This window comes from Pseudomonas sp. TE6283 (genome assembly GCF_054060555.1).
This window is the reverse complement of the sequence record NZ_JBSSDH010000020.1, coordinates 47,332-73,278: the sequence shown is the minus strand read 5'-3', so window position 1 is coordinate 73,278 and position 25,947 is coordinate 47,332. Positions and strand designations below refer to the sequence as shown.

At 66.5% G+C, this 25,947-nt stretch carries 22 protein-coding genes and 1 pseudogene; 8 read left to right on the top strand and 15 right to left on the bottom strand.

What is annotated here, in order from left to right; all coding sequences use genetic code 11:
- Nucleotides 1-13: 13 nt before the first annotated feature.
- Complete coding sequence (locus ACVWZ5_RS21835) at nt 14-676, bottom strand: helix-turn-helix transcriptional regulator (RefSeq protein ID WP_253249263.1); 663 nt, start codon at nt 674-676, stop codon at nt 14-16.
- Nucleotides 676-2,163: an aldehyde dehydrogenase family protein gene (locus ACVWZ5_RS21830; RefSeq protein ID WP_457340845.1), complete on the bottom strand. Its 1,488-nt coding sequence runs from the start codon at nt 2,161-2,163 to the stop codon at nt 676-678. The genes ACVWZ5_RS21835 and ACVWZ5_RS21830 overlap by 1 nt, the downstream gene beginning before the upstream one ends.
- Before the next feature lie 287 nt (nt 2,164-2,450).
- Between ACVWZ5_RS21830 and ACVWZ5_RS21825 the strand changes: the two genes are divergently transcribed.
- From ACVWZ5_RS21825 to feaR, 5 genes and pseudogenes are all read left to right on the top strand, one after another.
- On the top strand, nt 2,451-3,620 hold the full coding sequence (locus ACVWZ5_RS21825; RefSeq protein ID WP_028688782.1) for a p-hydroxyphenylacetate 3-hydroxylase oxygenase component: 1,170 nt from the start codon (nt 2,451-2,453) through the stop codon (nt 3,618-3,620).
- A 62-nt stretch (nt 3,621-3,682) separates the two neighbouring features.
- Nucleotides 3,683-4,192 (top strand): annotated as a pseudogene (locus ACVWZ5_RS21820) (flavin reductase family protein); the annotation flags it as partial.
- Nucleotides 4,193-4,404: 212 nt separating this feature from the next.
- The gene (locus ACVWZ5_RS21815; protein WP_062573976.1) at nt 4,405-5,904 is read left to right on the top strand and encodes an APC family permease; all 1,500 of its coding nucleotides are present in this window, start codon (nt 4,405-4,407) and stop codon (nt 5,902-5,904) included.
- Nucleotides 5,885-6,448, top strand: a complete 564-nt coding sequence (locus tag ACVWZ5_RS21810; protein WP_457340844.1) for a DUF3156 family protein — start codon at nt 5,885-5,887, stop codon at nt 6,446-6,448. The genes ACVWZ5_RS21815 and ACVWZ5_RS21810 overlap by 20 nt, the downstream gene beginning before the upstream one ends.
- A gap of 150 nt (nt 6,449-6,598) precedes the next feature.
- Entirely contained in the window at nt 6,599-7,564 is a 966-nt protein-coding gene (gene feaR / locus ACVWZ5_RS21805) for a transcriptional regulator FeaR (protein WP_081100287.1), read from the top strand.
- Between the two features lie 91 nt (nt 7,565-7,655).
- Here the strand turns inward: feaR and ACVWZ5_RS21800 are convergent, their stop codons facing one another.
- From ACVWZ5_RS21800 to ACVWZ5_RS21745, 12 genes are all read right to left on the bottom strand, one after another.
- Nucleotides 7,656-8,765 (bottom strand): class II histone deacetylase, encoded by a 1,110-nt coding sequence (locus ACVWZ5_RS21800; RefSeq protein WP_062573978.1) that lies wholly within the window; start codon nt 8,763-8,765, stop codon nt 7,656-7,658.
- On the bottom strand, nt 8,762-9,931 hold the full coding sequence (locus ACVWZ5_RS21795; protein ID WP_457340843.1) for an MFS transporter: 1,170 nt from the start codon (nt 9,929-9,931) through the stop codon (nt 8,762-8,764). The genes ACVWZ5_RS21800 and ACVWZ5_RS21795 overlap by 4 nt, the downstream gene beginning before the upstream one ends.
- 9 nt (nt 9,932-9,940) lie before the next feature.
- Nucleotides 9,941-10,810, bottom strand: a complete 870-nt coding sequence (locus ACVWZ5_RS21790) for a transporter (RefSeq protein WP_186599926.1) — start codon at nt 10,808-10,810, stop codon at nt 9,941-9,943.
- Nucleotides 10,811-10,906: 96 nt separating this feature from the next.
- Nucleotides 10,907-11,878: a helix-turn-helix transcriptional regulator gene (locus ACVWZ5_RS21785; RefSeq protein WP_457340842.1), complete on the bottom strand. Its 972-nt coding sequence runs from the start codon at nt 11,876-11,878 to the stop codon at nt 10,907-10,909.
- A gap of 195 nt (nt 11,879-12,073) precedes the next feature.
- Nucleotides 12,074-12,439, bottom strand: a complete 366-nt coding sequence (locus tag ACVWZ5_RS21780; RefSeq protein ID WP_050705511.1) for a cupin domain-containing protein — start codon at nt 12,437-12,439, stop codon at nt 12,074-12,076.
- Nucleotides 12,440-12,469: 30 nt separating this feature from the next.
- Nucleotides 12,470-13,768, bottom strand: a complete 1,299-nt coding sequence (locus tag ACVWZ5_RS21775; RefSeq protein ID WP_062573982.1) for an NAD(P)/FAD-dependent oxidoreductase — start codon at nt 13,766-13,768, stop codon at nt 12,470-12,472.
- A 267-nt stretch (nt 13,769-14,035) separates the two neighbouring features.
- Nucleotides 14,036-15,193, bottom strand: a complete 1,158-nt coding sequence (gene cprA, locus ACVWZ5_RS21770) for a cationic peptide resistance protein CprA (protein ID WP_062573983.1) — start codon at nt 15,191-15,193, stop codon at nt 14,036-14,038.
- Between the two features lie 368 nt (nt 15,194-15,561).
- Nucleotides 15,562-16,224, bottom strand: a complete 663-nt coding sequence (pdeM, locus tag ACVWZ5_RS21765; RefSeq protein ID WP_457340841.1) for a ligase-associated DNA damage response endonuclease PdeM — start codon at nt 16,222-16,224, stop codon at nt 15,562-15,564.
- Nucleotides 16,221-18,818, bottom strand: coding sequence for a ligase-associated DNA damage response DEXH box helicase (locus ACVWZ5_RS21760; RefSeq protein ID WP_457340840.1), 2,598 nt, complete (start codon nt 18,816-18,818; stop codon nt 16,221-16,223). Before ACVWZ5_RS21760 ends, pdeM begins: the two co-directional genes overlap by 4 nt.
- A complete protein-coding gene (locus ACVWZ5_RS21755; RefSeq protein WP_062573986.1) occupies nt 18,818-20,464 on the bottom strand; it encodes an ATP-dependent DNA ligase in 1,647 nt (548 codons plus the stop codon). The genes ACVWZ5_RS21760 and ACVWZ5_RS21755 overlap by 1 nt, the downstream gene beginning before the upstream one ends.
- Nucleotides 20,461-21,474: a ligase-associated DNA damage response exonuclease gene (locus ACVWZ5_RS21750; protein ID WP_062573987.1), complete on the bottom strand. Its 1,014-nt coding sequence runs from the start codon at nt 21,472-21,474 to the stop codon at nt 20,461-20,463. Before ACVWZ5_RS21750 ends, ACVWZ5_RS21755 begins: the two co-directional genes overlap by 4 nt.
- Nucleotides 21,475-21,582: 108 nt before the next feature.
- Nucleotides 21,583-22,413, bottom strand: coding sequence for an alpha/beta fold hydrolase (locus ACVWZ5_RS21745; RefSeq protein WP_028688795.1), 831 nt, complete (start codon nt 22,411-22,413; stop codon nt 21,583-21,585).
- A gap of 118 nt (nt 22,414-22,531) precedes the next feature.
- Here ACVWZ5_RS21745 and ACVWZ5_RS21740 point away from each other — a divergent pair, with 118 nt between their 5' ends.
- A complete protein-coding gene (locus ACVWZ5_RS21740) occupies nt 22,532-22,957 on the top strand; it encodes a MerR family transcriptional regulator (protein WP_062573988.1) in 426 nt (141 codons plus the stop codon).
- A gap of 114 nt (nt 22,958-23,071) precedes the next feature.
- Here ACVWZ5_RS21740 and ACVWZ5_RS21735 read toward each other — a convergent pair whose 3' ends face one another.
- Nucleotides 23,072-24,025 carry an acetoacetate decarboxylase (ADC) gene (locus ACVWZ5_RS21735; protein ID WP_084942329.1) on the bottom strand — a complete coding sequence of 318 codons (954 nt, stop codon included), beginning with the start codon at nt 24,023-24,025 and terminating at the stop codon, nt 23,072-23,074.
- Between the two features lie 207 nt (nt 24,026-24,232).
- On the opposite strand from ACVWZ5_RS21735, the gene ACVWZ5_RS21730 reads away from it, so the two are divergent.
- Nucleotides 24,233-25,459 (top strand): NADH:flavin oxidoreductase/NADH oxidase family protein, encoded by a 1,227-nt coding sequence (locus ACVWZ5_RS21730; protein ID WP_028688797.1) that lies wholly within the window; start codon nt 24,233-24,235, stop codon nt 25,457-25,459.
- Nucleotides 25,460-25,515: 56 nt separating this feature from the next.
- Nucleotides 25,516-25,929, top strand: coding sequence for an alternative ribosome rescue aminoacyl-tRNA hydrolase ArfB (gene arfB / locus ACVWZ5_RS21725; RefSeq protein WP_084942307.1), 414 nt, complete (start codon nt 25,516-25,518; stop codon nt 25,927-25,929).
- Nucleotides 25,930-25,947 lie beyond the last annotated feature (18 nt).

The window sequence follows — 25,947 nt, the reverse complement described above, 5'->3', positions numbered from 1 at the left end:
CCGGAAGGTTGAGTCACAGGTAGAGGCTGGCCACCAGCTCGGTGCGGTTGCGCACGCCGAGTTTGCGGAACAGGTTGATCAGGTGGGTCTTGACCGTCGGCAGGCCGACGCCCAGGGCGCGGGCGATCAGCTTGTTGCTGCTGCCCTGGCGCAGCAGCTCGGCGATCTGCCGTTCCCGTGGCGTCAGTTCGACGGACGCGGGGGCGCACGCCAGCGGCTGGCTGGCCACGGCGAGCTGCATCAGCCCGTGCAGGGGCAGCAGGCGTTCGAGTTCGTCGCCGCGAAACTCACCGAGGCTGGCGCAGCGCAGCAGCGAGACGCCGGCCACGGGGCGGCCATCGGCCTGGGCGATGATCTCGACCACGTCCACCACCTGATGCTGCGTGAGGAACCGCCGGTAGGTCTGGCCCTGGGCTTCGGGCAGGCGGGCCAGGCCCTGGCGCAGCGACACCACCGGGCGGCCGATGGCCAGGCAGCGTCCGGGCTGCAGCGGGTCGAAAGCCCGGTAGTGCTCGAGGTAGCGGGCATGCATCGGTGCCTGCAGGTCCTGCAACAGGAAGTCGCAGGCCTGCTGCCCGGCATCGATGCGGTAGAACGCCGCCAGCGAGGCCGGCACCTGCTGGCTGAAAGCCTGCAGGCAGTAGCGGCCCAGGTCGTGGTTGGCACTGGCCATGATCAGTAGCGGATCATCACCGACTTCAGCTCGGTGAAGTCGTCGATGAACGCCGAGCCGAACTCGCGGCCGATACCCGAGGCCTTGATGCCGCCGAACGGCACCGCCGGGTCGAGCAGGGTGTGCATGTTGACCCATAGCGTCCCGGCCTGGATTTGCGGGATCAGGCGCATGGCCTTGCCCAGGTCGTTGGTCCACAGGCTCGCGCTCAGGCCGTAGGGTGAGGCGTTCATCAGCTGGATCAGTTCGTCTTCATGATCATAGGGCAGGAAGGTCGCCACCGGGCCGAAGGTTTCCTGGTTGAGCAGGGTGTCACCTGCGTTGTTGGCAAGGATGACCGTGGGCTCGACGAAGCAGCCCGGACCTTCGCCGAGGCGTCCGCCATGGATGATACGGTTGCCCTCGGCACGGGCGGTGGCGAACAGCTCGCCGAGCTTTTGCTGGTGTGGTTTGTTGGCCACCGGGCCGAACTGGGTGGTTTCGTCCAGCGGCGAACCGATCTTCAGCTGGCCCAGGCGTTGGGACAGGGCCTCGAGCAGCGGATCGAGGCGTGAGCGATGGACGTAGAAGCGCTCGCCGGCGGCGCAGATTTGCCCGGAGTGCAGGAAACCGGCCTCGATGATGCCGTCCACCGCCTTGTCGACGGCGACGTCGGGCAGGAACGCCACCGCGTTCTTGCCGCCCAGCTCCAGGGTCGCCCGGGTCAGCTTGGCGCCCATGGCCGCCTGGCCGACCGCGATACCGGTGGGCACGGAGCCGGTGAACGACACCTTGTCGGTGCCAGGGTGCTCGACCAGCGCCTTGCCCACCTGGCCGGCGCCGGTCAGCACGTTGAGCGCGCCCGGCGGCAGGCCGGCCTCGCTGGCCAGCTCGGCGATGCGCAGCAGGGTCAGCGGGGTGAACTCGCTGGGCTTGAGCACGATGCTGCAGCCGGTGGTCAGGGCCGAGGCCAGCTTCCACAGGGCAATCATGGTGGCGAAGTTCCATGGCACGATGCCCACCACCACGCCCACCGGCTCGCGCAGGGTGAAGGCGCTGTAGCGTTCGCCGGCGATGGAGGGCAGGGATGGGCTGATGGTCTGGCCGGTGATCTTGGTGGCCCAGCCGGCGTAATAGCGCAGGAAGTGCGCGGCCTGTTCCACCTCGAAGGCGCGGGCGATGCCGATCAGCTTGCCCGACTGCAGGGTCTCCAGCTGGGCCAGCTCCTCGCGGTTGGCCTCGAGCAGGTCGGCGAGGCGGAACAACACCGCGGCGCGGGCGGCGGGGCTGGTGCGCGACCAGCTGGCAAAGCCTTGGCGGGACGATTCGACGGCGCGTTCGACGTCGGCCAGGTTGGCGTCGGCGACCTGGGCGATGGCTTCACCGTTGGCCGGGTTGTGCACGGTGATGCGGGCGGTGGATTGGCTGGCGACCGATGTGCCATGGATGTACAGACCGTGGTCGCGGGCCAGGAAGGCGCTGACGCTGGGGAGGAGGGCGATGTCGCTCATGGCAGGGCTCCGGGTGGTTTGCCGAGGGCTTCGTGGGAGCGGGCTTGCCCCGCGATGGGCCTTGTTGCGGCCTGATTTCCCCCAGATTAAAGCGCGACACGCTGGTGATCTTGTCTGCCCATGCCGCCCCCATGACCCTGCCTGCCAGGTGCCACGAAAAGTGCAATCCGAGGTGCGGAAGTTGCATTTTCCGCCTCGGCCACGGCTCCCATACTGACCCGGCATTCATCAGCGAGCGGCCCATTCCGGGCAGCGTTCGCCAGGGTCCAATAACAATGAGCCAGACCATGAAAAAGCCAAATTCCCTGCTCGAAGACCTCAAGCCCCTGCTGCCGGCCATCGCCGCTCGCGCCGACCAGGCCGAGCGCGAGCGCAGCGTGCCCGTCGAGAATATCGCCGCGCTCAAGGCCATTGGCCTGCACAAGGCCTTCCTGCCCAGGCATTACGGCGGCCTGGAAATAAGCCTGCCACAGTTCGCCGAATGCATCGCCGCGCTGGCCGGCGCCTGCGCCAGCACCGCCTGGGCTATGAGCCTGCTGTGCACCCACAGCCATCAGCTGGCGATGTTCCCGGCACGCTTGCAGGACGAGATCTGGGGTCGTGACCCGGACGCCACCGCCAGCAGCAGCATCGCCCCGTTCGGTCGCACCGAGGAGGTCGAGGGCGGCGTGCTGTTCAGCGGCGAGATGGGCTGGAGCAGCGGCTGCGACCACGCCGAGTGGGCGATCATGGGCTTTCGCCGGGCCAACCCTGAGGGCGGCCAGGACTACTGCTTCGCCGTGCTGCCGCGCAGCGACTACCAGATCCGCGACGACTGGTTCGCCGCCGGCATGCGCGCCAGTGGCAGCCGCACGTTGATCGTCGAGCGCGCCTTCGTGCCCGAACACCGTATCCAGAAGGCCAGGGACATGATGGAGGGCCAGTCGGCGGGCTTCGGGCTGTACCCGGACAGCGCGATCTACTTCAACCCCTACCGGCCGTACTTCGCCAGCGGGTTCTCCACGGTCAGCCTGGGCATCGCCGAGCGCATGCTCGAGGTCTTCAGGGACAAGACCCGCAACCGCGTGCGCGCCTACACCGGCGCCGCCGTCGGCGCGGCCACCCCGGCGCTGATGCGCCTGGCCGAGTCCACCCACCAGGTCGCCGCGGCGCGGGCGCTGCTGGAGAAAAGCTGGGAGCAGATCGCCGAGTACAGCGCCCGGCACCAATACCCGACGCGCACCGAGCTTACGTACTGGCGCACCAACCAGGGCTATGCGGTCAAGCTGTGCATCCAGGCCGTGGATCGGCTGATGGAGGCGGCCGGCGGCGGTGCCTGGTTCGATGGCAACGAGCTGCAGCGGCTGTTTCGCGATGCGCACATGACCGGCGCGCATGCCTACACCGACTACGACGTCTGCGCGCAGATCCTCGGGCGCGAGCTGATGGGGCTGGAGCCGGATCCAGCGATGACCTGAGCTTCAGCCAATGAACATGGCTGGCGCCCCAGCCTAGCCCAACAACAATGATGGAGCCTTGCATGTCCACTCCCTTCGATAGCCGCGCCTTCCGCCGCGCCCTTGGCAACTTTGCCACCGGCGTTACCGTGATCACCGCCGCCGACGCCTCGGGGCGCAAGGTCGGGGTCACCGCCAACAGCTTCAACTCGGTATCCCTCGACCCGCCGCTGGTGCTCTGGAGCATCGACAAGCGCTCCGGCAGCCATGCGGTGTTCGAGGCCGCCGGGCACTTCGCCGTGAACGTGCTGGCCGCCGACCAGATCGACCTGTCCAACACCTTCGCCCGCCCCAGCGAAGACCGCTTCGCCGGTATCGAGCATGAGACCGGCGAGGGCGGCGCGCCCCTGTTGCCGGGCTGTTCGGCGCGTTTTCGTTGCGAGAAGTTCCAGCAGATCGATGGCGGTGATCACTGGATTCTCATTGGCCGGGTGCTGGCGTTCGACGACCTGGGGCATGCACCGCTGCTTTATCACCAGGGGGCCTATTCCAGGGTTCTGCCGCATGGGGTGATGGACCGTTGCGCACAGGGGTAATTGGTTCGAGGTATTCGACACTAGAGTTGCAGTGCCTGTGAGATCGAGTGCCGCCCGCGCGGCGCTCGATCTCAAGAGCGCTGCAAGACTATCGCCAAGCACCTGGCAACACGGATCAAGCCCTGCGGCAGGCAGTGGCAAGACCCGCCCGGGTGCAGGCCGCAAAGTGACAGGGAAGAATCTTTCCCTCGTCCACCCAGGGCCCACCCATGACAATCAACAATAAGCTCACCGAGCACCTCAACCGTGGCAGCGTCGGCTTCCCCACCGCGCTGGCCAGCACCGTCGGCCTGATCATGGCCAGCCCCGTGATCCTCACCGCGACCATGGGCTTCGGCATCGGCGGCAGCGCCTTCGCCGTGGCCATGGTGATCGCCGCGGTGATGATGCTGGCGCAGTCGACCACCTTCGCCGAGGCGGCGGCGATCCTGCCGACCACCGGCTCCGTCTACGACTACATCAACTGCGGCCTGGGCCGTTTCTTCGCCATCACCGGCACTCTGTCGGCGTACCTGATCGTGCATGTGTTCGCCGGCACCGCCGAGACCATCCTCTCCGGGGTCATGGCCCTGGTGAACTTCGAGCACCTCAACACCCTGGCCGAGTCGGCCGGTGGTTCGTGGTTGCTGGGCGTGGGCTTCGTGCTGGTGTTCGGCGTGCTCAACGCTTTCGGCGTGAGCGCTTTTGGCCGCGCCGAAGTGGTGCTGACCTTCGGCATGTGGACCACGCTGATGGTGTTTGGCGTGCTTGGCCTGATCGCGGCGCCCGCCGTGGAGCTGGAAGGGCCGTTCGGCGTGTCGCTGGTCGGCACCGACCTGATGACCATTCTGTCGCTGGTGGGCATGGCCATGTTCATGTTCGTCGGTTGCGAATTCGTCACCCCGCTGGCCCCGGAACTGCGCCGCTCGGCCTGGGTCATGCCCAAGGCCATGGCCCTGGGTTTGTTCGGCGTGGCCAGCTGCATGTTCATCTACGGCGCGGCGATGAAGCGCCAGGTGGAGAACGTCGTGCTTGACGCCGCCAGCGGCGTGCACCTGCTGGACACGCCCATGGCCATCCCGCGTTTCGCCGAGCAGGTGATGGGCGATATCGGCCCGGTGTGGCTGGGCATCGGCTTCCTGTTCGCCGGCGCCGCCACCATCAACACGCTGATGGCCGGGGTGCCGCGGATTCTCTACGGCATGGCGGTGGACGGGGCGCTGCCCAAGGTGTTCACCTACCTGCACCCACGGTTCAAGACGCCGTTGCTGTGCATCCTGGTGGTGGCGCTGATCCCGTGCCTGCACGCCTGGTACCTGGGCGGCAACACCGACAATATCCTGCACCTGGTGCTGGCGGCGGTGTGCGCCTGGAGCACCGCGTACCTGCTGGTGACCCTGTCGGTGGTGATCCTGCGCATCCGCCGGCCGGACCTGCCCCGCGCCTACCGCTCGCCGTGGTTCCCGCTGCCGCAGATCGTCTCCAGCATCGGCATCCTGCTGGGCATGTGGTTCATCACCCCGCCGGGCATGAACCCGGCCGATGTCTACGTGCCGTTCGCCGTGATGCTCGGCGCCACCGCGGCCTACGCGCTGTTCTGGACGCTGTGTGTGCAGAAGGTCAACCCGTTCCGCCCGGCGCGGGTCGAGGACGTGCTGGAGAAGGAGTTCGCCGCCGAACCCGGTCATTCTCACCACGAGCAGGTGCGCCATGTCGGCAAGCTGGCTTGAACGCCTGACCGGCCCACGCACCCCGGCCGGTTATCGGCCTGGGGCGACCTTGCAGCGGGTGTGGCGAAACCTGGGATTGACGGATTTGCAATCCGCAGCATCGTTTACCTACCGTGAAGATGGCCCTCGGATCGAAGTGCGCGAGCGCACTGAGAGCCATCTGCTGATGCATCTGGTGCTGTGCGAGTTCATCCTGCAGGTGCCTGCCTTGGGGCAGGGCGCGGTGCGGGTGGAACTGCACCATACCGGGGCGTTGCGCCGAACGGGGCTGGCATGCCGCCTGCGGGGCGGCGATCAGGTGCTGTTCGAAGCGCTGCGCGAGCGCCTCGGGCGTGCTCAGGCTGTATTGATGCCGCTGGATTTCAAGCGCCTGGCCATCGAGTGCCGCGACGGTCAGTGGCAGGTAACCCTGGAGCATATGGGCGCCAGCGAGGTGGTCAATCGGGTGCCCGCGTTTCGCCGCTACATCCCCCTCGACATTGAGCAGCGCAAGCATCTCTGGCGAGCTTTCGATGCGCTGCAACTGATGCTGAGCGACCTGTAGAGCCAGGGGCCGCTTTGCGGCCTTGTGTCTTGCTCAATTCACCTGGCACGGAACCTGCTGCCAACACCGGCAAATAATGACAGTTGTACGCTCATTGATAACATGTTAACAATTAGCGCATAACAACAACGCCCGCGTGTGGAGGTTGCCATGCCCCAGCCCGTCACTCAGTGCAACGCCAGACCCGCCTTGGACGGCCTGGAGCGCTGGACCACGGCCATGCAGAAGGTCTGCGGCCGGTTCCAGACCGAACTGGCCTTCAACCGCTCTCTGTTCATCGGCGAGATCTCGACCTACAACCGCGCCGGCCTGGCCCTGGCCAACCTGCGCACCAACGCCGGCACTATCCGCCGCCTGGGCGACAACCCTGACCGCGACGACGACCAGCATTGCTTCCTGGTCAGCCAGCGCATGGGTTACTCGCAGATCACCCAGGATGGCGTGAGCATCCAGCTGTCGCCGGGCGAACTGCTGCTGATGGACTCGGTGGGCCCGTGCGAGATCACCCCGTTCGGCCTGATCGAGCATGTCTCGCTGTCGCTGTCCCGCGAGCAGGTGCGCAAGCACGTGACCGGGCAGGGCGCGACCTTCGGCAAGATCTCCTCGACCAACGCCTGCGGGCGCATGCTGCACCTGCTGATGGACCAGTTGTGCCGCGAAGGCGACGAGGCCGGGGAAACCCAGGGCGAGGCGCTGCAGGCGGCGTTCATCGCCTTGCTGGAGCCAGGTTTCGAGCGGGGTGACGACAATCCCGGGTCCCTCGCCGGGCTCAGCGGCGCCAGCCTGCGCGGCTACGTGCAGAAGGTCATCGACGAGTCGCTGGGCCAGCCGGGCCTGACCCCGGCAAACCTGGCCGAGCGCCTGAGCATCTCGGTGCGCCACCTGTACCGCCTGTTCGAAGAGGAGGGCGACAGCGTCTGCCGCTACATCCAGCGTTCACGGCTCAAGCGCAGCGCGGATGACCTGTCCAACCCGTTCCTCAAGCGCGAGTCGATCACCTCGATCGCCTACAAATGGGGGTTCACCGACTCGGCGCATTTCAGCCGGGCATTCAAGAAGCACTTCGAGCAGTCGCCGAAGGATTTCCGGGCGATGGCTCTGATGCCTGGGCGGTAAGGACATCGCGGGGCAAGCCCGCTCCGACAAGGTACTCATCGAACCTGTGGGAGCGGCGGTGCGCCGATGCGGCTTGCCCGTGATGATGCAGTCAGGCCAGACGCGCTCGCAGCCCTTCTACGTACTGCGCCACAAAACACCCATGTTCCGCCCCCGGCTGCTGCAACTCGATGAATGCCAGCATCGGGTCTTCCACCGCTGTCCTCACCCCCACCAACTCCTCCATCACCGCCAACCCACAGAACGGCACATAGGCCTCGGCATACCCACCCTCGTGCACCATCACCAATCGCCCTGAGCACAGCTGCTCGGCGGTCTCGCGCAGCATCCGCGTCATGACCCGGAACGACTCGCTGTGCAGCAGCATCCGCGCCAGCGGATCGACCGCGTTGGCGTCGTAGCCGCAGGCCACCACGATCAGTTCCGGCTGGAAGCGCTGCAATGCCGGCAACACAATCTGCTCCATTGCCTGCAGGTACCCCGCATGTCCGGTACCGGCCGGCAACGGAATGTTCAGGTTGCAGCCCTCGCCATCGCCCACCCCACGCTCATCGGCGCCGCTGTAGCCCGGCGGGTAGCAGTGTTCCTGGTGCAGGGACACGGTCAGCACGTCACCGCGCTGGGCATAGATCGACTGGGTGCCGTTGCCGTGGTGCACGTCCCAGTCGATCACCGCCACCCGTCCCAGGCCGTGGCGTGCCTTGGCGGCCTCGATAGCGATGGGGATGTTGGCCAGGAAGCAGAAGCCCATGGCCTGGTCGGCCAGGCAGTGGTGCCCCGGCGGGCGCGACAGCGCGTAGGCATTGTCGGCTTCGCCGCGCAGTACCGCGTCAACAGCGGCGATGGCCAGGCCAGCGGAGAGCCTGGCGATCTCGAAGGTGCCCGGGCCGATCGGCGCCTGCAGCCCCAGTTCGCCGCCTCCGGCATCGCTCAGCGCCTTGAAGCGCGCCAGGTAATGCGCCGGGTGCACGCGTAGCAGGTCGGCGTCGCAGGCGGCTTCGGCGCCACGCTGCAGCAACTGGCGCGACAGGCCCGAGACTTCCATCAGGTTCTTCAGGCGTCGCTTGGTTTCCGGCGACTCGGCGAAGCCCGCGGCAGCAGGGGGCTGCACCCAACCGCCGACCGGCAAGGTGAGGGCATGTAGCCCGGCGCTGTGCCAGAAGCACAGTTCATCGGAGAAAAACGCGGTACGGCGGCTCATGGGTGGACTCCAGTGGTGAGCGGGGAACGGGGAAGGCGGGCGAGCATCAGGCTGATGAACGCCAGCAGCAGGCAGCCGATGCTGCCGAGCAGCACGGCGGGCATGCCGTGGCGCGATTCGAGCAGGGGGCCGGCGATGGCCGGGCCCAGGGCCAGGCCGCCACCGATGACCAGGTTGGCGCTGTTCATCAGGCGCCCGGCGCGGTCGTGGTCGGCCAGGCAGGCAAGGATGAATGGCAGGGCGAAGGTCCAGCAGTACTTGAACAGCAGCGCGGCCAGGGCGAAACGGCGCAGGTCGGGGCTGCCCAGCAGCAGGGCGACGGCCAGCGCCATCAGGCCGATGCCCAAGGCCAGAGGCAGGTTGCGCGGCCAGCGTGGGCCGATCAGCGTGGCGCACAGCGAGCCGGCGATGCCCATCAGGGTGGCGATGGACAGGATCCGGCCACTGCTGCCCGGGTCGATCGCCGCGCTGGCGGCGATACTGCCGATGAAGGTCCACACCGCGCTGAGCCCTGTGTAGAACAGCAGTACCGCCAGCAGGCCACAGAGGCCCGGGAGCCAGCGGCGTTCGAGTGGGTCGTGCGCAGGCTTCATCGGGCCGGGCGTGGCCGAGGCCGGGAAGGCGCCCACCAGCGGCAGGCACAGCAACATCAGCAGCGCCAGGCCCAGGTACAGGGCCTTGAGCCCGAATGACCCGAACAGCGGCGGCAGCAGCCACAAGCCCACGGCGCCGAGGATCAACTGGCCGCTGACCCACAGCCCATACACCCGGTCGGGCTGCCGGCTGCTGGCCGCGCTGGCGATGCACACCACCATCAGCGTGCCGCCGGCCAGGGCGCTGAGCACGCGCAGGGCCATCAGCGCCAGGTAGCTGTCGCAGCCGGCCGAGGCCAGGTTGGCCAGGATGAACAGCAGCGCCGCGCCTCGCGCCACCCGACGCCAGTCCCAGCGGGGCTGCCAGTAGTAGGCGGGCAGGGTGGCCAGGCTCATGGCCGCCAGCTCCGCGGAAAACAGCTGGCCGACACGCGCCGGCCCGACGCCCAGCTGGGCGGCGTACTGGCCAGCGACCGCCGGCGCGGTCATCAGCACGCAGGGCACCACGGCGGCGAACAGCACGATGGCCAGCAGCCGCAGAGGCGGCAGGCCGATAGCAGTGAACACAGGCATGACGATTCCTCAGAAGACGTGTACGAAGCGCAGCAGCAGGTTGTCCTGGGCGTAGGCGTTGTCGGTGGAAACATTGCGGGTCAGGCCGAGCAGCACCTGGTTGCGCCGGTCGAGCCAATGGCCGAGCTCGAAGCCGACCTGGGTGTAGCGCTGGTGGCTGTTGTCCAGGCGCCGGCCATCGAGCTCCAGTTGGCCGCCGTCGGCGTGGATCAGGCGCAGGGCGCCGTAGGTGGTGGGGGTGAAGTCGTAGGAGGCGAAGGCCTGCAGGCGGTACAGCGGTTTCTGCTTGAGCTCGCTGTCGAAGTAGTCGTCGTTGCGGCCGTACAGTTGGGCTTCGAGGTTGGCCTCGAGCAGCCAGCGTTCGCCCACACCCTGGGTGTAGTTGTAGTTCAGGTGCAGTGCCCAGCGGTTGGCGCCGGGCGATACGCCGGGGTTGCTGGCGTGGTACTCGCCGACCGGCACGCTGAGCAATGCCAGCAGCCCGCTGTAGGTACGGTTTTGCGGATCATTGATGAAGAACAGCGTGCCACCGACCTGCGGATCGCCGATGCCGCGCTCGCGGGTGTGGCCGTCGCTACCCGGCAGGCGCGCCTCGGTGTCGACGTAGGGCACGATGAACTGCGGCGTGCACAACGTGCCGCAGATGTCGCTGAACCACAACTGGCGATAGGCGAAGGCGTTGACCGACAGGTCCGCCTTGCCGTTGCCGTCGGCGGCGCCATGGTAGTCGTTGGCGCGGGTCAGCGGCAGGTACGCGACCCCCAGGCTGGTGCCCACCGGGGCGCTGACGAAATCGCGGGCATTGAGGTCGGCGGCCTGGGCATGGGCGCCGGCCAGGGTGAGGGCCAGGGGAAGCCAGCGGCTGCGAGGGTCGGGCATGGGCGTGTTCCTTTGTTGTTGTGGTTGGCGAACAGCGGGCAAAGGCGCCCCAACCCCGCCGACAAGGCCGGCGGGCTGGAGGGCGTCAGGAAGGTGTCAGATGGGAGGGTGATGCAGCAGCTGGGTGATCCCGGCCTTGCTGTTCACGCCCAGCTTGCTGTAGATGCTGCGGATGTGGTGGCGCACGGTATTGGGCGCCACCCCCAGTTCGCGGGCGATCTGCTTGTAGGTGCCGCCGCCGCCGAAGCGTTCGGCCACATCCGCCTCGCGGGCGCTGAGCTGGGCCAGGGCCGAACGGGGCCGGGCGGCCAACAGGAACAGGTCGCCCACGGCGGTGGCGTCCAGTTGCAGGTGCTGGCCACGGTAGCTGGCGGGGCTGACCTCGGGCGGCAGGTGCGGGCCGCTCCAGCGTGGCCACTCCAGCAGCAGGCGCTCGACGAAGCCGCGTTCGGCGTGGTGCAGGGTGCCCTGGCGGTCGCAGACGGCCAGCGACAGGGTGTTGGCGCCGTCCAGCGCCTCGCGCAGCGCCACCAGGGCACGGATCTGGTTGGCGCCCTCGGCGGCCACCAGGTGCGGCATCAGGTGATCGAGCAGCAAACGCTCGTGGGCGGTGAAGCTGGCCGCGCCGTGGGCCCGGTAGAGGGTCAGGTGCACGCTGAGGCGGGTCTGCGAATCGATATGGATGATGCACAGGAATTCGCCGAAACCGTGGCGGGCGCCGAGCCAGCGCAGGCCCTCGGGGGCGTCGTCGGCCTGGCTGTCGATGATCACCGAGCGGCCCGGCTGGGCGTGCACCTGTTGCACGGTGATGTCCTGGTGGCGAATCGACTGCCAGTCCTGCACGTAGCCAGGCGGCAGCCTGTAGACATGGCTGCTGTGTTCGTGGGGCAAGCCGTCGACCAGCGCGGCGCGGCCCCACCAGGCCTTGTCGAACGGGATCAGCTCGCCGGCGCGTTCGAGCATGCGGTCATGGAAGCTTGGCAGCGGCTGTTCCTGGGCCAGGCGTTGCAGTTCCAGGACCAGGGCGTTGAACAGCGTGAAGCCTGGGGACGCAAGGAAATCGGACATGGGCGGTACCTGGCTGCGACGTTCTTGTTGTTGTCAGGGCCTGGGGGGAGTATCGCCAAGTGGGGAGGGGGAAGACCATCCTGCAGATGCAGGATGCGGGGACTGCTGCGCAGTCGCCGCTCATACGGGGGCATGCGATCCCTGTAGGAGCGGCCTTGCGCCGCGAAAGGGCCGCAACGCGGCCCCTGCGATGGATCAGGCGATCGCCAGGTAATGCTTCACAAAGGTCTCGCTCAGCACCTCCCACAGCACCGGCGTGCCCTTGGTCACGAACCAGGCATCCCCGGCCTTGTAGCGCGTCACCTGACCGGTGGATTCATCGGTCAGCTGGATCTCGCCGGTCACGATCACCGCCTGCTCGCTGAACGGATAGACCATGCGGAACTTGCCTTGGGTGGTGCCGAAGTAGGCGCTGCTGACCGGGTCGGTGGGGGCGCCGTGGGTCATCTTGCCGTAGCACTTGACCTCGCCTTCGAGGATGGTCGAGCCCAGGTCGGCAACGGTGCCCCAGGCGTCGAGTTCGGACAGTTGCACACCCTGGCGGACGGCGGTGAGGGTCATGGTGGTTCTCCTGGTCTTGTTCAAAAGGAATCAACGGCGGCCGTTGAAGAAGCCCGACAGCTGATGCACGGTCTTGCCGGCGGTCAGCAGCAGCGGGCGGATATGGTCCTTGCCGAGGATGCGCGCATGCTTGACCGAGCTGATCAGGTCGTAGCGGCTGGAGCCTTCGCTCATGCCTTCGGCGAGGATCTTGCAGATGATGTGGCTGGGGGTGACGCCAAAGCCCGAATAGCCCTGCACGTAGAAAGCGTTGGGGCGGTTGCTCAGGGTGCCGATCTGCGGGAACAGGTTGGCGCTGGTGGCCATCGGCCCGCCCCAGGCCAGGTCGATGCGCACATCCTTGAGGTAGGGGAAGATCTTCAGCATCAGGTTGCGGTTCCAGGCCTTCAGGTCCTTCGGGATGTGTTCCACGAACGGGGTGGCGGCGCCGAACAGCAGGCGGTTCTCGCGGGTGACGCGGTAGTAGTCGATTACCGGGCGGATGTCGCTGTAGGCGCCGCGAATCGGGCTGATGCGCTGGATGAGTTCGTCCGGCAGTGGCTCGGTCATCAGCTGGAAGGCGTAGGTGTTGACGGTGCGCGCATGCAGCTCGGGTTCGAGCTTGTTGAGGAAGCTGTCACAGGCCCACAGCAGCTTGTTGGCCTTGACCGAGCCGCGTCCGGTGCGCACGGTGATCCGCTCGCCGTAGTGCACCTCCAGGGCCGGGCTGTGCTCGAAGATCCGCGCGCCGTGGCCGGCCAGGGCCTGGGCTTCGCCGAGCAGCAGGTTCAGCGAATGCACGTGACCGCCGCCCATGTGCAGCAGGGCGCTGCTGTAGGCGTCGGAGCCGATGATCTGCTTGACCTCCGAGCCGCCGAGAAAGCGAATCTCGTCCTTGCCGTTGATCGCCTTGAAGTCCTTTTCCCAGGCGCGCAGGGTCTTTTCCTGGCGGGCGTTGAAGCCCATGTAGCCGTAGCCGTGGCAGAAGTCGGCATCGATCTGGTAGCGGGCGATGCGGTCCTTGATGATGCCGGCGCCCAGTTCGCTGATCTCGAAGATCTCGCGCAGGCCTTGCTCGCCGACGCTACTCTTGATCTTCTCCAGGTCGTGGCCAATGCCGGCCATGATCTGCCCGCCATTGCGGCCGGTGCCGCCGAAGCCCAGGTAGCGCGCCTCGAGCACGACGACGTTGGTGATGCCTTTCTCGGCCAGTTCCAGGGCGGTGTTGATGCCCGAGAAGCCGCCGCCGATCACCACGACATCGGCGTCGATGTCGCTTTCCAGGGTGGGGAAGCTGAGGTTGTACTTCTTGGTGGCGGTGTAGTACGTGGGCGTTTCGATGTTGATCATGGCGCAGCCTGGACAGTTGGAATTGTTGGACAGCAGGGCTTGCACAAGCGCTGGCGGTTACAGGCATTGAGCACCTAACGACAGGTAGGTGTCTTGCCTGGGGCTGCCAGGGTGTTGCTTCAGGCTGCCAGAAACTCCATCTCGAAAGGCATACGACGGCAGCATGACCTCCACGGGAGGTGTGGTGATCATGCGCCTCATGAATATGTTAAGTAAATTACCCCCAGCGACTGTTTTCCCTGTAGGAGCGGCGAATGGCTTGGGTACTTACTTGAAATCCCACTGCATCTGCGTGGCGATGCTCACGCCGCTGGACGACCTGACACACACGTCCAGGTAGTCGGTGAAGCGTGGCGGCACGGCGATGCCTTCTTCCAGCAACCGGCTGTTGTCGAACAGGTAGTTGAGGTCAGCAAAACCGCTGTACAGGCGCAGTGCGCGCAGCACCAGACGCGGGTTGGCCGGGCCGATGCGGGCTTCGAAGCGGCCGGCCAGCGACTTCAGGTCGTCGACATCGACCTTGCGGTAGCGCTCGCCCACTGGTTGCGCGCCATTGGCCAGGGCGAAGGCCTGGTCGATCTCGGCGAAGGTGCAGGCCGAACCGTGGCCGGCGGAGATGTGGTACAGGTCATGGCCCAGGCGCGGCTTGAGAGCCAGGCCGATCAGCGCCTCGGCGCAATAGTCGACCGGGATCACGTCGATCTGTTCGTCCAGGCCACAGGTAAAGCTTTCCAGGGCGAAGCCCATGCGGAACACCCAGAAAATGCTGCCCGACGCCTGGCAACCCAGGCTGCGATGGCCGACCACGATGGACGGCCGCGCTACCACCAGGGGCAGGGCGGGCAGCGCTTCACGCAGGCGTCGCTCGATCTCCGCCTTCGAGGCGGTGTAGTCCACCAGTTGCTGGGCCGCCTCGGGGAATTCCCAGGATTCGCTGATCGGCGACTCCCGCTGGGGGCCGCAGCACATGGCGGTGCCCACGTGCAGGAAGCGCTTCAGGCGCGTGGAGCGGCTCAGCACCTGGGCGAAGGCAAAGGTGCCCTCGACGTTCACCGGCCAGATGTTGGGGTTCTTCGAGAATGACGCCACGGCGGCGCAGTTGATTACCCGGTCGATCTGCATCAGCCGTGGGGTCTCGCGGGCCAGCCAGGCGGTGTCGAGAAAATCGCCGCAGATGATCTGCGCCTCGCTCAGTGCCAGGCCCTGGCGCTCATCGACGCCGTGTTGGCGCAGGTTGTCGCGCAGGCGCTGCAGGCCCTGGGCCGGGTTGTCGGCGCGGACCAGGAAGCACAGGGCGCTGGCCTGGCCTTCGGCGATCATCCGGGCGGCGACGGCGCCCCCGAGAAAACCTGTGGCGCCGGTCAGCAGGATACGTTCCTGCGTTGCGTTGAACGTGTCGGGCGCGCCGGTGGCTGGGGTGTTCATAGTTTTCCTCGGTAGATGTTTTGCCCGTACTACATGCCATGGAATGGATGTAAAAGTTTTGTGTACGGTGCAGTTGCAACACAATTGCATGGGGCGCGTCTTTCCTTTTAATTAAAAGGAAAGACGCTGACCAAAAAGATGAAGTGCTCGGTGTAGGGCGAACACCCCGTTGCCACGCCAGTCGTGGACCAGGGCGGCGATTGATTGTCGGTCCGTTGAAACGTGAATTCAATTAACTGTTGTGCGCGATATTAATGTTTTTAGTGAAATAATTTTAATGGGTGGTGAGTCGATGTAAATCGGTGTTATCAATATGTAAATATATTTAAAGTTGGCGCGCGGTTGACACTTTTTCACACGAAGGTTATTCACGGTGCTTCCCAGATCCCGCCGTCGCCGATGACGAAAACCCGCTGCCCGACAGTGGCCTGCACGGTGAAGCCGCCGGTGAAACTGCCGAATGCTGGCAGCAGGGTCAGGTGTTCGCTCACGCTGAAACAGGGCAGGCGCACCTGCTGTCGGCCCCGGCCACGCAAGCGATACGCAGGATGCACATGGCCCGCCAGCACGTGACGGCCTGGAAACGGGATCGGCTCGTGCTGCAGGGCGAACGGCCCGAGCAGCAGGGGCTCGGGAACGACCTCGATGCCCAGCTGCGCAGGTGGATCGCCGGCATGTCGGTCATGGTTACCGCGCACCAGCAGCATCGGCAGTGCGTGATGGCGACCGCGCCATTCGGCCAACGCCGCCAGTGTGCGAGGTGTCCTCCCCGCCGCGCTGTGCAGGAAGTCACCGAGCAGCACCAGCTGTCGACAGGCGAAGCCGCTCAGCAGGGTGTCAAGACGCTGCAGGTTTTCAGCGGTGGTGCCGCTGGGCACCGGCTGGCCCAGCGCCCGGTAACCGGCGGCCTTGCCCAGATGAAGGTCGGCGACCAGCAAGGTACGTTGCTCAGGCCACCACACTGCCTTGCCTGCGAGCAGCCAGAGTTCGCTTCCGGCCACCTGTACGACCTGGTGAACGGGGTGGGTCATGGCTCGTTGTTCCGGGCATGACGTTTCGGCCGGGGTCGGCCATCCTTGTATCGCCTCTGGGCTGCGGCTCGAGGCTGTGCACATTCCACCCGTGGCGGCGCCAGGGCCGTGCCCGTGCCGCTCGCGTCTCCGGCTGCCTCTTCCAGCTCGGCTACCATGCGCTGGATGCGGTCCGCCAGTTTTTCCGAACTGAGGCCTTCGCGGAACCGCTCCACCAGCAGCGGGAAGGCGAACGGTGTCGCGCGCCGTAGCGGCCTTACCAGCAGGCGCAGTCCGCGCAGGCGCTGCAGCGTCTGGTCCAGGCGCGTTACGTCAAGTTCCTGGCTGAGTACCTCCTGATGCGCCTGGGTGAGCAACAGGTTGTCCGGATCGTGCTGTCTGAACACATCGAAGTACAACCCGCTCGAGGCCTGCAGCTGGCGGGCACTCTTGGGCGCACCGGGATAGCCGGTGAACACCAGCCCGGCGACCCGGGCAATTTCGCGAAAGCGTCGTCGTGCCAGCTCGCCGGCGTTAAGGCTGGCGAGCACCTCAGGCAGCAGGTCGTCGCTGGCAAACAAGGCTGGGGTCAGGGCTTCGGCGTAATCAATGGCGCTGGCACAGAGCAGCTCCAGGCCGTAGTCGTTGACCGCGATCGAGAAACTCAGGGGCACATTTCGCGCCAGCCGCCAAGCCAGCAGGCTGGCGAGCCCCAGATGGACCGAGCGTCCGGCGAAGGGGTAGAGGAACAGGTGCCAGCCCTCGCGCGACTTCAACGTTTCCGCCAGCAAGGTGTCCTTGCCGGGCAACGCCGACCAGGCTTTCTGCACCTGCAGCAGGGGGCGCAGCAGCTGCATTTCCGGGCCGTCGTACACGCCCTGGTCCGCCGCATCCAGCTTGGCCAGCATGGCATCGGCCAGCTCGCCGGAAAGCGGCATGCGCCCGCCGTTCCAGCGGGGAATGGCGGCTTTGCGGCGGGTTGAGCGACGCACGTAGACCGTCATTTCGCGCACCTCCACCAGTTCCAGGGAGCGACCGGCGAACAGGAACGTATCCCCAGGGCGCAGGCGGGCAATGAAGCCTTCCTCGATGGTGCCCAGCGAGCCGCTGCCGCCTCGGCCCCAGAACTTCACCGTGAGGCTGGCGTCGCTGACGATGGTACCGACGCTCATGCGGTGACGACGCGCCAGCCGCGCGTCGGGTACCTGCCAGAGGCCGCTGGCGTCCGGCTCGGCACGGCGAAAGTCAGGGTAGGCGGTGAGCGAATGGCCGCCGTGGCGGATGAAGGCCAGCGCCCACTGCCACTGGGCGTCGGTCAACGCCCGGTACGACCAGGCTTCGCGCACCTCAGCGAGCAGCTCTTGGGCATGAAACCCATCGCCAAGCGCCATGCTCACCAGGTGCTGGACCAGCACGTCCAGCGGATGCTCGGGCGCCTGGCGCGCCTCGACCTTGCCTTCGGCCACCGCAGTGCGCGCGGCGGCGGCCTCCAGCAGCTCCAGGGCATGGGTCGGTACCAGGGTCGCCCGGGACGCTCGCCCCGGTGCGTGACCGGATCGCCCGGCGCGCTGCATCAGGCGCGCCACGCCCTTGGCCGAGCCGATCTGCAGCACCCGTTCGACCGGCAGGAAATCCACTCCAAGGTCCAGGCTTGAGGTACACACTACCGCTTTCAACTGGCCGAGCTTGAGGGCCTGCTCGACCCAGTCGCGCACCTCGCGCGACAGCGAACCATGGTGCAAAGCCAGTAACCCGGCCCAGTCGGGGCGGGCCTCGAGCAGCGCCTGGTACCAGTTTTCCGCCTGCGAGCGCGTGTTGGTGAACACCAGCGTGGTGGCGCTGCCCTCCAGCTCGGCGATGACCTGTCCGAGCATGCGCAGGCCCAGGTGGCCGGACCAGGGAAAGCGCTCGAACACAGCCGGCAGCAGGGTGTCGATGCGCAGGTCCTTGGCGGTGCGGCCTTGCACCAGCCGGCCGGCGGGCATCAGCACCTGCCGGGCGTGTTGCAAGTTGCCGAGCGTGGCCGACAACCCCCAGACCAGCAGGCCAGGTTGCCAGCGGCGCAGACGGGCGAGTGCCAGCTGCAACTGCACACCGCGCTTGTTGCCCAGCAGTTCGTGCCATTCATCCACCACCACCATGCGCAGGCTGGCGAAGGCTTCGCGAGCACTGGCCTGGGTCAGCAGCAGGGTCAGGCTTTCCGGTGTGGTGACCAGGGCGCTGGGCAGTCGCCGTCCCTGACGCGCACGTTCGGCGCTACCGGTATCGCCGGTGCGCAAGCCGACGCGCCAGTCTATCCCGAGCGCATCGAGGGGCGCCTGGAGGGCTTTTGTCGTATCGGCAGCCAGCGCGCGCATCGGCGTGATCCACAGTACCGTCAGCGGGGCCATGGCTGGTTTCCTGGCCCCACGCGTTGTCAGCGCCGCTGGCTGGGCGAAGCGATCCAGCGCGGCGAACCATACCGCATAGGTCTTGCCGGCACCGGTGGCGGCATGCAGCAGGCCCGACTCGCCCTGATCGACGGCCTGCCAGACCTCCTTCTGGAAGGCGAAGGGTTTCCAGCCTCGCTCGGCGAACCAGGTCGACGAAGGCCGTGGCCGTTTCGCCGTCACCATCAGAGCAGCCCCTGCAACGTGGCCAAGGTGTCGGCCTGTTCAATGGTCTTGTCGGTGCGCCAGCGCAGCATGCGCGGGAAGCGCACCGCAATGCCGCTCTTGTGGCGCCTGGACAGGGAGATGCCTTCGAAGCCCAGTTCGAACACCAGGGTCGGCGTGACACTGCGCACCGGCCCGAACTTCTCCACGGTGGTCTTGCGAATGATCGCATCGACCTTGCGCATTTCATCGTCGGTGAGGCCGGAATAGGCCTTGGCGAACGGAACCAGGACGCGCTCGCCCGGGGCGCTGTCGTCCCACACCGCGAAGGTGTAGTCGCTGTACAGGCTGGCGCGGCGACCATGGCCACGCTGGGCGTAGATCAGCACCGCATCGACGCTGAACGGGTCGATCTTCCATTTCCACCACACGCCGAGGTCGCGGGTGCGCCCGACGCCGTACAGCGAATCGCGGCGCTTGAGCATCATGCCTTCGACGCCGAGCTGGCGGGAGGACTCGCGCTGACGGGCCAGCGCCAGCCAGTCTTCGCCACCCAGCCTGGGCGACAGGCGCAAATGCGCGTCGCCGACTTCGTCGACGAGTTGTTCCAGCTGTGCCCGACGTTGATCCTGGCTGCGGTTGCGCCAATCCTGGCCTTGCCATTCCAGCAGGTCATAGGCCAGCAGGGCTGCCGGCAACTCCTCTAGCAGCTTCCTGCCGAGCGTCTTGCGGCCGATGCGTTGCTGCAGCAAGGCGAACGGCTGCACGCCGAACCCGTCGCCGGCGGCGTCCTTGCAGATCACCAGTTCGCCATCGAGCACCGTGCCTTCGGGCAGCGCGGCGGCCAGGTTGGCAAGCTCGGGAAAACGCTCGGTAATCAGCTCCTCGCCGCGCGACCAGAGCCAGCCACGCCCGTCGCGCTTGATCAGCTGGGCGCGGATACCGTCCCATTTCCATTCCACCAGCCAATCCTGGGCGGGCCCGAGCAAGGCCTCGAACCGCTCGACCGGCTCCTGCAGCGGATGCGCCAGGAAGAACGGGTAGGGCTGGCCGCCACGCTGGGCGTGCTCCTCGTGGGATTCAGGGGCAATCAGGGCCAGGTAGCGCTGCGGCGTCGGCCGATGCGAAAGGTCGGTATAGCCCACCATGCGCTGCGCCACACGCTTGGCGTCGACCCCGGCCAGACTGGCCAGCGCCCGGGTCACCAGCAGTTTCGAGACGCCGACGCGAAACGCGCCGGTGAGCAGCTTCAGGCTGACCATCAGGCCCTGGCGGTCAAGCAGCGCCCAAAGCTGCTGCAGGCGTTCGCCCAGTGTTTCCGGAGGCAGCCCGCGTAGCGGCAGCAACTGCTCCAGCCACCATACCAGGCTGTGCTCCGAAGCCTGGGGCGACTCGGGCAACAGCAGCGAGATTGTTTCGGCCAGGTCGCCGACCGCCTGGTAACTTTCCTCGAACAGCCACTCGGGCAACTGGCAGCGCTGAATGGCCAGCTCGCGCAGCAGACGGGTCGGCACCACTTGCCGCGGGCGTCCGCCGGCCAGGAAATAAACAGCCCAGGCGGCGTCGGCCGGTGGGGCGCTGGCGAAGTATTGCTGCAGCGCGGCAAGCTTGGCATTGCTCGAAGTCGTGGCGTCGAGCCGGGCGTAGAGGTCGGCGAAGGCTTTCATGGCGCGGGTGCCTCCAGGGTGTCGTCTTCCTCGCCGTACTCGGTGTGGAAGGCGCGGGCATCCAAGCCACGTTCACCGAGGTAACGGACCAGCACGTTGACCTGGCCGTGGGTGACCATCACCCGTTCGGCCCCGCTCTGCTCGATGGCCCAGAGCAGGCCGGGCCAGTCGGCATGGTCGGAGAGCACGAAGCCGCGGTCCACGCCGCGCCGCCTCCGGGCGCCGCGCAGCAGCATCCAGCCGCTGGCGAAGCCATCGCTGTAGTCGCCAAACCGTCGCAGCCAGGTGCTGCCGGCGGCCGACGGAGGGGCGAGTACCAATGCCTGGCGCAGCAGCGGATCGCCCCGGGCGGTCGCGGTGGCGGACAAGGTATCGGGCAGGTGTATGCCGGCCTCGCGGTAGACACGGTTCAGCGGTTCGACGGCGCCGTGCACCAGCAGCGGGCCGATACTGGCATCGATGCCATGCAGAACTCGCTGTGCCTTGCCGAAGGCATAGGCGAACAGCACGCTGGCGCGTCCGGCGGCGGCATTGGCGCGCCACCAGGTATCGATGTCGGCGAACAGGCGGGCTTGGGCTTGCCAGCGATAGATCGGCAGGCCGAAGGTCGATTCGCTGATGAAGGTGTGGCAGCGCACCGGCTCGAAGGGCTCGCAGGTACCGTCCGCCTCGACCTTGTAGTCGCCCGAGGCGACCCATACTTCGCCATGGTACTCCAGGCGCACCTGGGCCGAGCCGAGCACATGGCCGGCCGGGTGAAGGCTCAGGGTAACGCCACGGTGCTCCAGGCGGGCGCCGTAGGGCAGGGTCTGCAGGTCGATGTCTGCGCCCAGTCGGGCGCGCAGTATGCCCGCGCCGGGCGCGGCTGCCAGGTAGTGACGATTGCCCCGGTGGGCATGGTCGCCATGGGCATGGGTGATGACCGCCCGGTCCACCGGGCGCCACGGGTCGATGTAGAAATCACCGGGAGGGCAGTACAGGCCCTCGGGGCGGGCGACGATCAGCTCCATGGCGCACCTTGGCCTTGGGGGTTAAAAGCTCAGAGCGTCGGGAGACGGGACAGGTTCATTCGGGCCAACGTCCGATCTCAGGATCGACGTCGGACGTTGACCCGTCGGTCAGGCGCGGAAGAACGCCAGCAGATCCTGGTTGATGACTTGCGCGTGGGTGGTCGGCATGCCGTGGGGGTAGCCCTTGTAGGTCTTCAGGATGCCCTGGGGCAGCAACTTGGCCGACAGTGGCCCTGAATTGTCGTAGGGCACGATCTGGTCGTCGTCACCATGCATCACCAGTACCGGGACGTTGACTTTCTTCAGCGACTCGGTGAAGTCCGTCTGGGAGAATGCGACGATGCCGTCGTAGTGCGCCTGGGCGCCACCCATCATGCCCTGGCGCCACCAGTTGAGGATCACCCCCTGGTCCGCCTTGGCTCCGGGGCGGTTGTAGCCGTAGAACGGACCCGCCGGAATGTCGTGGTAGAACTGCGCCCGGTTGGCCTTGAGCTGGGCCTGCAGGTCATCGAATACCGACTTGGGCAGCCCGCCGGGGTTGCTGTCGGTCTTGACCATCAAGGGAGGAACCGCAGCGATGATCGCGGCCTTGGGCACCTTGTCTTCGGGATGGCGGGCCATGTAGTGGATCACCTCGCCGCCGCCGGTGGAGTGGCCGACATGGATCGCGCCCTCGACGCCCAGGTGCTTGACCACTGCGGCCACATCGTCGGCGTAGTGGTCCATGTCGTGGCCATCCCAGACCTGGCTCGAGCGGCCGTGGCCACGGCGGTCATGGGCGACCACGCGATAGCCCTCGGCGACGAAGAACAGCAGTTGGGCATCCCAGTCGTCGGCGCTCAGCGGCCAGCCGTGGTGGAAGAAGATCACCTGGGCGTTACGTGGTCCCCAGTCCTTGTAGAAGATTTCGACACCGTCTTTGCTTGTGACGTATCCCATTTCGCTTCTCCTTGTTTCCAGGGTGTGGAGCGGTCAGGCCGGTGATGGTTCACCTGGCCACCGGACAACTCTAGGATTAAAGTGCGCTTCAAGGTCAATGCAATTTCAAAGGTGCCGGATGAGAATAGGAGAGTTGGCCAAACTTACCGGGCTGGCCGCGTCACGCATTCGCTTCTACGAGGCCAGCGGGCTGATCAGCTCGGTCGAGCGCAAGGCCAATGGCTATCGCGACTACGACGCCGACGCGGTGTGGGTGCTGGAAATGATCACCAACGCCCAGGCTGCCGGGTTCTCGCTGGAGGAGATCCGCCAGTTGCTGCCGGCCAAGGCCAAGGGCTGGCAGCATGACGAACTGCTTGGCGGGCTCAAGCGCAAGGTCGACGAGATCGAGCGGCTGCAGGAGCGCCTGGCGCGCAACAAGGCGCAGTTGCTGCTGGTGATCGAAGGGATCGAGAGCAAGCCCGAGGGCATGCCTTGCGTGGACAACTCGCAACGGGTGCTGGAGCGGTTGCGCGAGGAGCTTGCCCAGCGTTCAAAGTTGTAGATGCCACCAGCGTGGGAGCGGGCTTTCCCCGCGATCATTCGGCACGATGCACCGCATCGCGGGGCAAGCCCGCTCCCACGCAGACCCAGTCAAATCAAGGAATCACGTTCCGTCTCAGTCGCCCGAGGCCAGCGCCGCCAGCGGCCTGGGCGCATACAGCGCGCTCTGGAACTCGGGCACATACTCGTACTTGACCATCCGCCCCAGCTGCAGATCGCGGATATAGCGCGACAGTTCGCCATCCCCCAGCACCAGCTGCGCCGAATCCCCGCTCATGCTCGAGGCATGCAGGGTCTGGCGCGAGGTGGCATAGCCATAGGCCAGCCGGCCCTGGTGGTCGAGGTTGGTGAAACTGTTGGTCACCAGGCCCGGTTCATCGGACAGCCCGTCGAGCTTCTTCGCCCTGAAGATCACATCCACCTTGCCACTCTGCGCATCGCCAATGTCGTAGATCACAGCCCGCGCATCCTCGCGGCGGTCGATCGCGGTCAGCCACTTGGGCAGGTTGTAGCCCACCACGCCGCGCACCCGCGCCAGCTCGGTATTGACCGGCAGCTTGAGCACATAACCCCAGAAATCCTTGGACATCGACTGGCCGATCAGGGAGAAGGGCCCGAAGTTCGCCTTGCCGGGTTTGCTGGTGATGATCGACAGGGCGATTTCGTTGTAGCTGTCGTTGTCGCAGTAGTCATAGGTGTAGGCGGTAAACGCCACCAGCCCGCGCCCCGGCCACACCTGCAACGGTTGCACTTGTTCCAGCACTTCGGCGGGCATCAGGGCGCGCAGGCGGTCCAGGTCGGCGGTATAGACGGCGGTGACGCGGCTGTTCCTGTAGTAGAAGTTCGGCGAATATGAGGTAAAGCCCATGTCGACCCGGGTCTTTTCCAGGCCCTTGAACCAGCTCAGGTCGATGCCCGGCGCCTCGGCCTGGATCACGGCCAGCGGCGGGTTGGAACGGTAGCGGTCGTACAGCCCGCCCTTGAGCACCGGCACCGAGCGCCCTGCAATGTCGATCTGCGTGGTTTCGGCGTGTTCAGGGAGGCCATTGGCGGCGTGGGCGACGGGCATCAGCAGGGCACTGGCCAAGGCGGTTGCGCTTGCGAGTTTCACGGTGCGGTATCTCCAGGGGTGGGTAGAGGCAGTCACTGCGCAATCACCCTAACGTTCAACCCAACTTGAGAGTCAATGCTCAAATGTTCGCCAATCCAGGGCTTGACCTTAAAGTTGGCTTCAAGGCTAACGTCTGCGCAACGCCACTTTCTCGAGGTATTGCCGATGGACGTGTTCTCCCCCCTGACCCTGCCCAATGGCGCGGTCGTCCCCAACCGCATCGCCAAGGCCGCCATGGAGGAAAACATGGCCGATGCCGACCATGCGCCTTCGGATCGGCTGATGCGCCTGTACCAGGCCTGGGCGCAGGGTGGCGCCGGACTGCTCATCAGCGGCAACGTCATGGTCGACCAGCGCGCCATGACCGGCCCCGGCGGCGTGGTGCTGGAGGATGACCGACACTTGGAGCGTTTTCGCCAGTGGGCCGCCGTTGGCCGCTCGAAGGGGGCACAGTTCTGGTTGCAGATCAACCACCCCGGCCGGCAGATGCCGGCGAGCCTCGGGCAGCAGACCTGGGCCCCCTCGGCCGTGGCGTTGGACCTGGGCAACATGTCCAGGCATTTCGCCACCCCGCGGGCGATGCCCCCGGAGATGATCGACGAGGTGATCCGGCGCTTCGCCAACTCCGCGTGGCTTGCCGAGCAGGCCGGCTTCAGCGGCGTGCAAATCCACGCGGCCCATGGCTACCTGCTCAGCCAGTTCCTTTCGCCGTTGAGCAACCAGCGCACCGACCAGTGGGGCGGCTCCCTGGACAACCGCGCGCGGCTGCTGCTGGAGATCGTCAAGGCGGTGCGCGCGGTGGTGTCGCCGGGCTTTGCTGTGGCGGTCAAGCTCAACTCGGCGGACTTCCAGCGCGGCGGCTTCAGTGCTGACGATGCCCGGCAGGTGGTGCGCCTGCTCAATGAGCTGGCGGTCGACCTGGTGGAGCTGTCCGGTGGCAGCTACGAGGCGCCGGCGATGCAGGGCCAGGCGCGGGATGGCCGCACGCTTGCGCGTGAAGCGTACTTCCTGGAGTTCGCCCGGGACATTCGCACGGTAGCGAAGATGCCGGTGATGGTCACCGGCGGTATCCGCCGTCGACCGGTCGCCGAGCAGGTGATGCAGAGCGGCGTCGAGATGGTCGGCATCGGCACCGCCCTGGCCATCGCGCCGGCCTTGCCCCGTGCGTGGCAGGCGGGGCAGGTGGTGGTGCCGGAACTGCGCCCGATCACCTGGAAGAACAAGGCGCTGGCTTCGCTGGGCAACATGGCCATGGTCAAGTTCCAGCTGCGCAGGCTGAGCGAGGCCAAGGCGCCCGAACCCGGGGTTTCGCCTTGGTGGGCACTGCTGCGCCAGCAATGGACCGATGCCATTCGCGCCAGGCAGTACCGGCGGCGCATGGCACAGGCCTGACACCCCAGGGCGCCAAGGAGATGCGATAATGGCCGCGCTATCACTAGAGGCGCACCATGCTGATCATCTCCAACAACGTGCATCTGCCGGATGCCGAGATCGAACTGACCTACATCCGCGCCCAGGGCGCCGGCGGGCAGAACGTCAACAAGGTCTCCAGCGCCGTGCACCTGCGCTTCGACATTCCGGCCTCGTCACTGCCCGCGTTCTACAAGGAGCGGCTGCTGGCGCTGCGCGACAGCCGCATTACCGGTGACGGCGTGCTGATCATCAAGGCCCAGCAGTACCGCACCCAGGAACAGAACCGCATGGACGCGCTGGAGCGTCTGGCCGAGCTGATCATCGGCGCCGGCAAGGTCGAGAAGAAGCGCCGGCCGACCAAGCCGACCCTCGGTTCGAAGACCCGCCGCCTCGACTCGAAGTCCAGGCGCGGCACGATCAAGGCGGGGCGCGGCAAGGTGGACTTCTAGTGAACTTGGCCAGGCCTG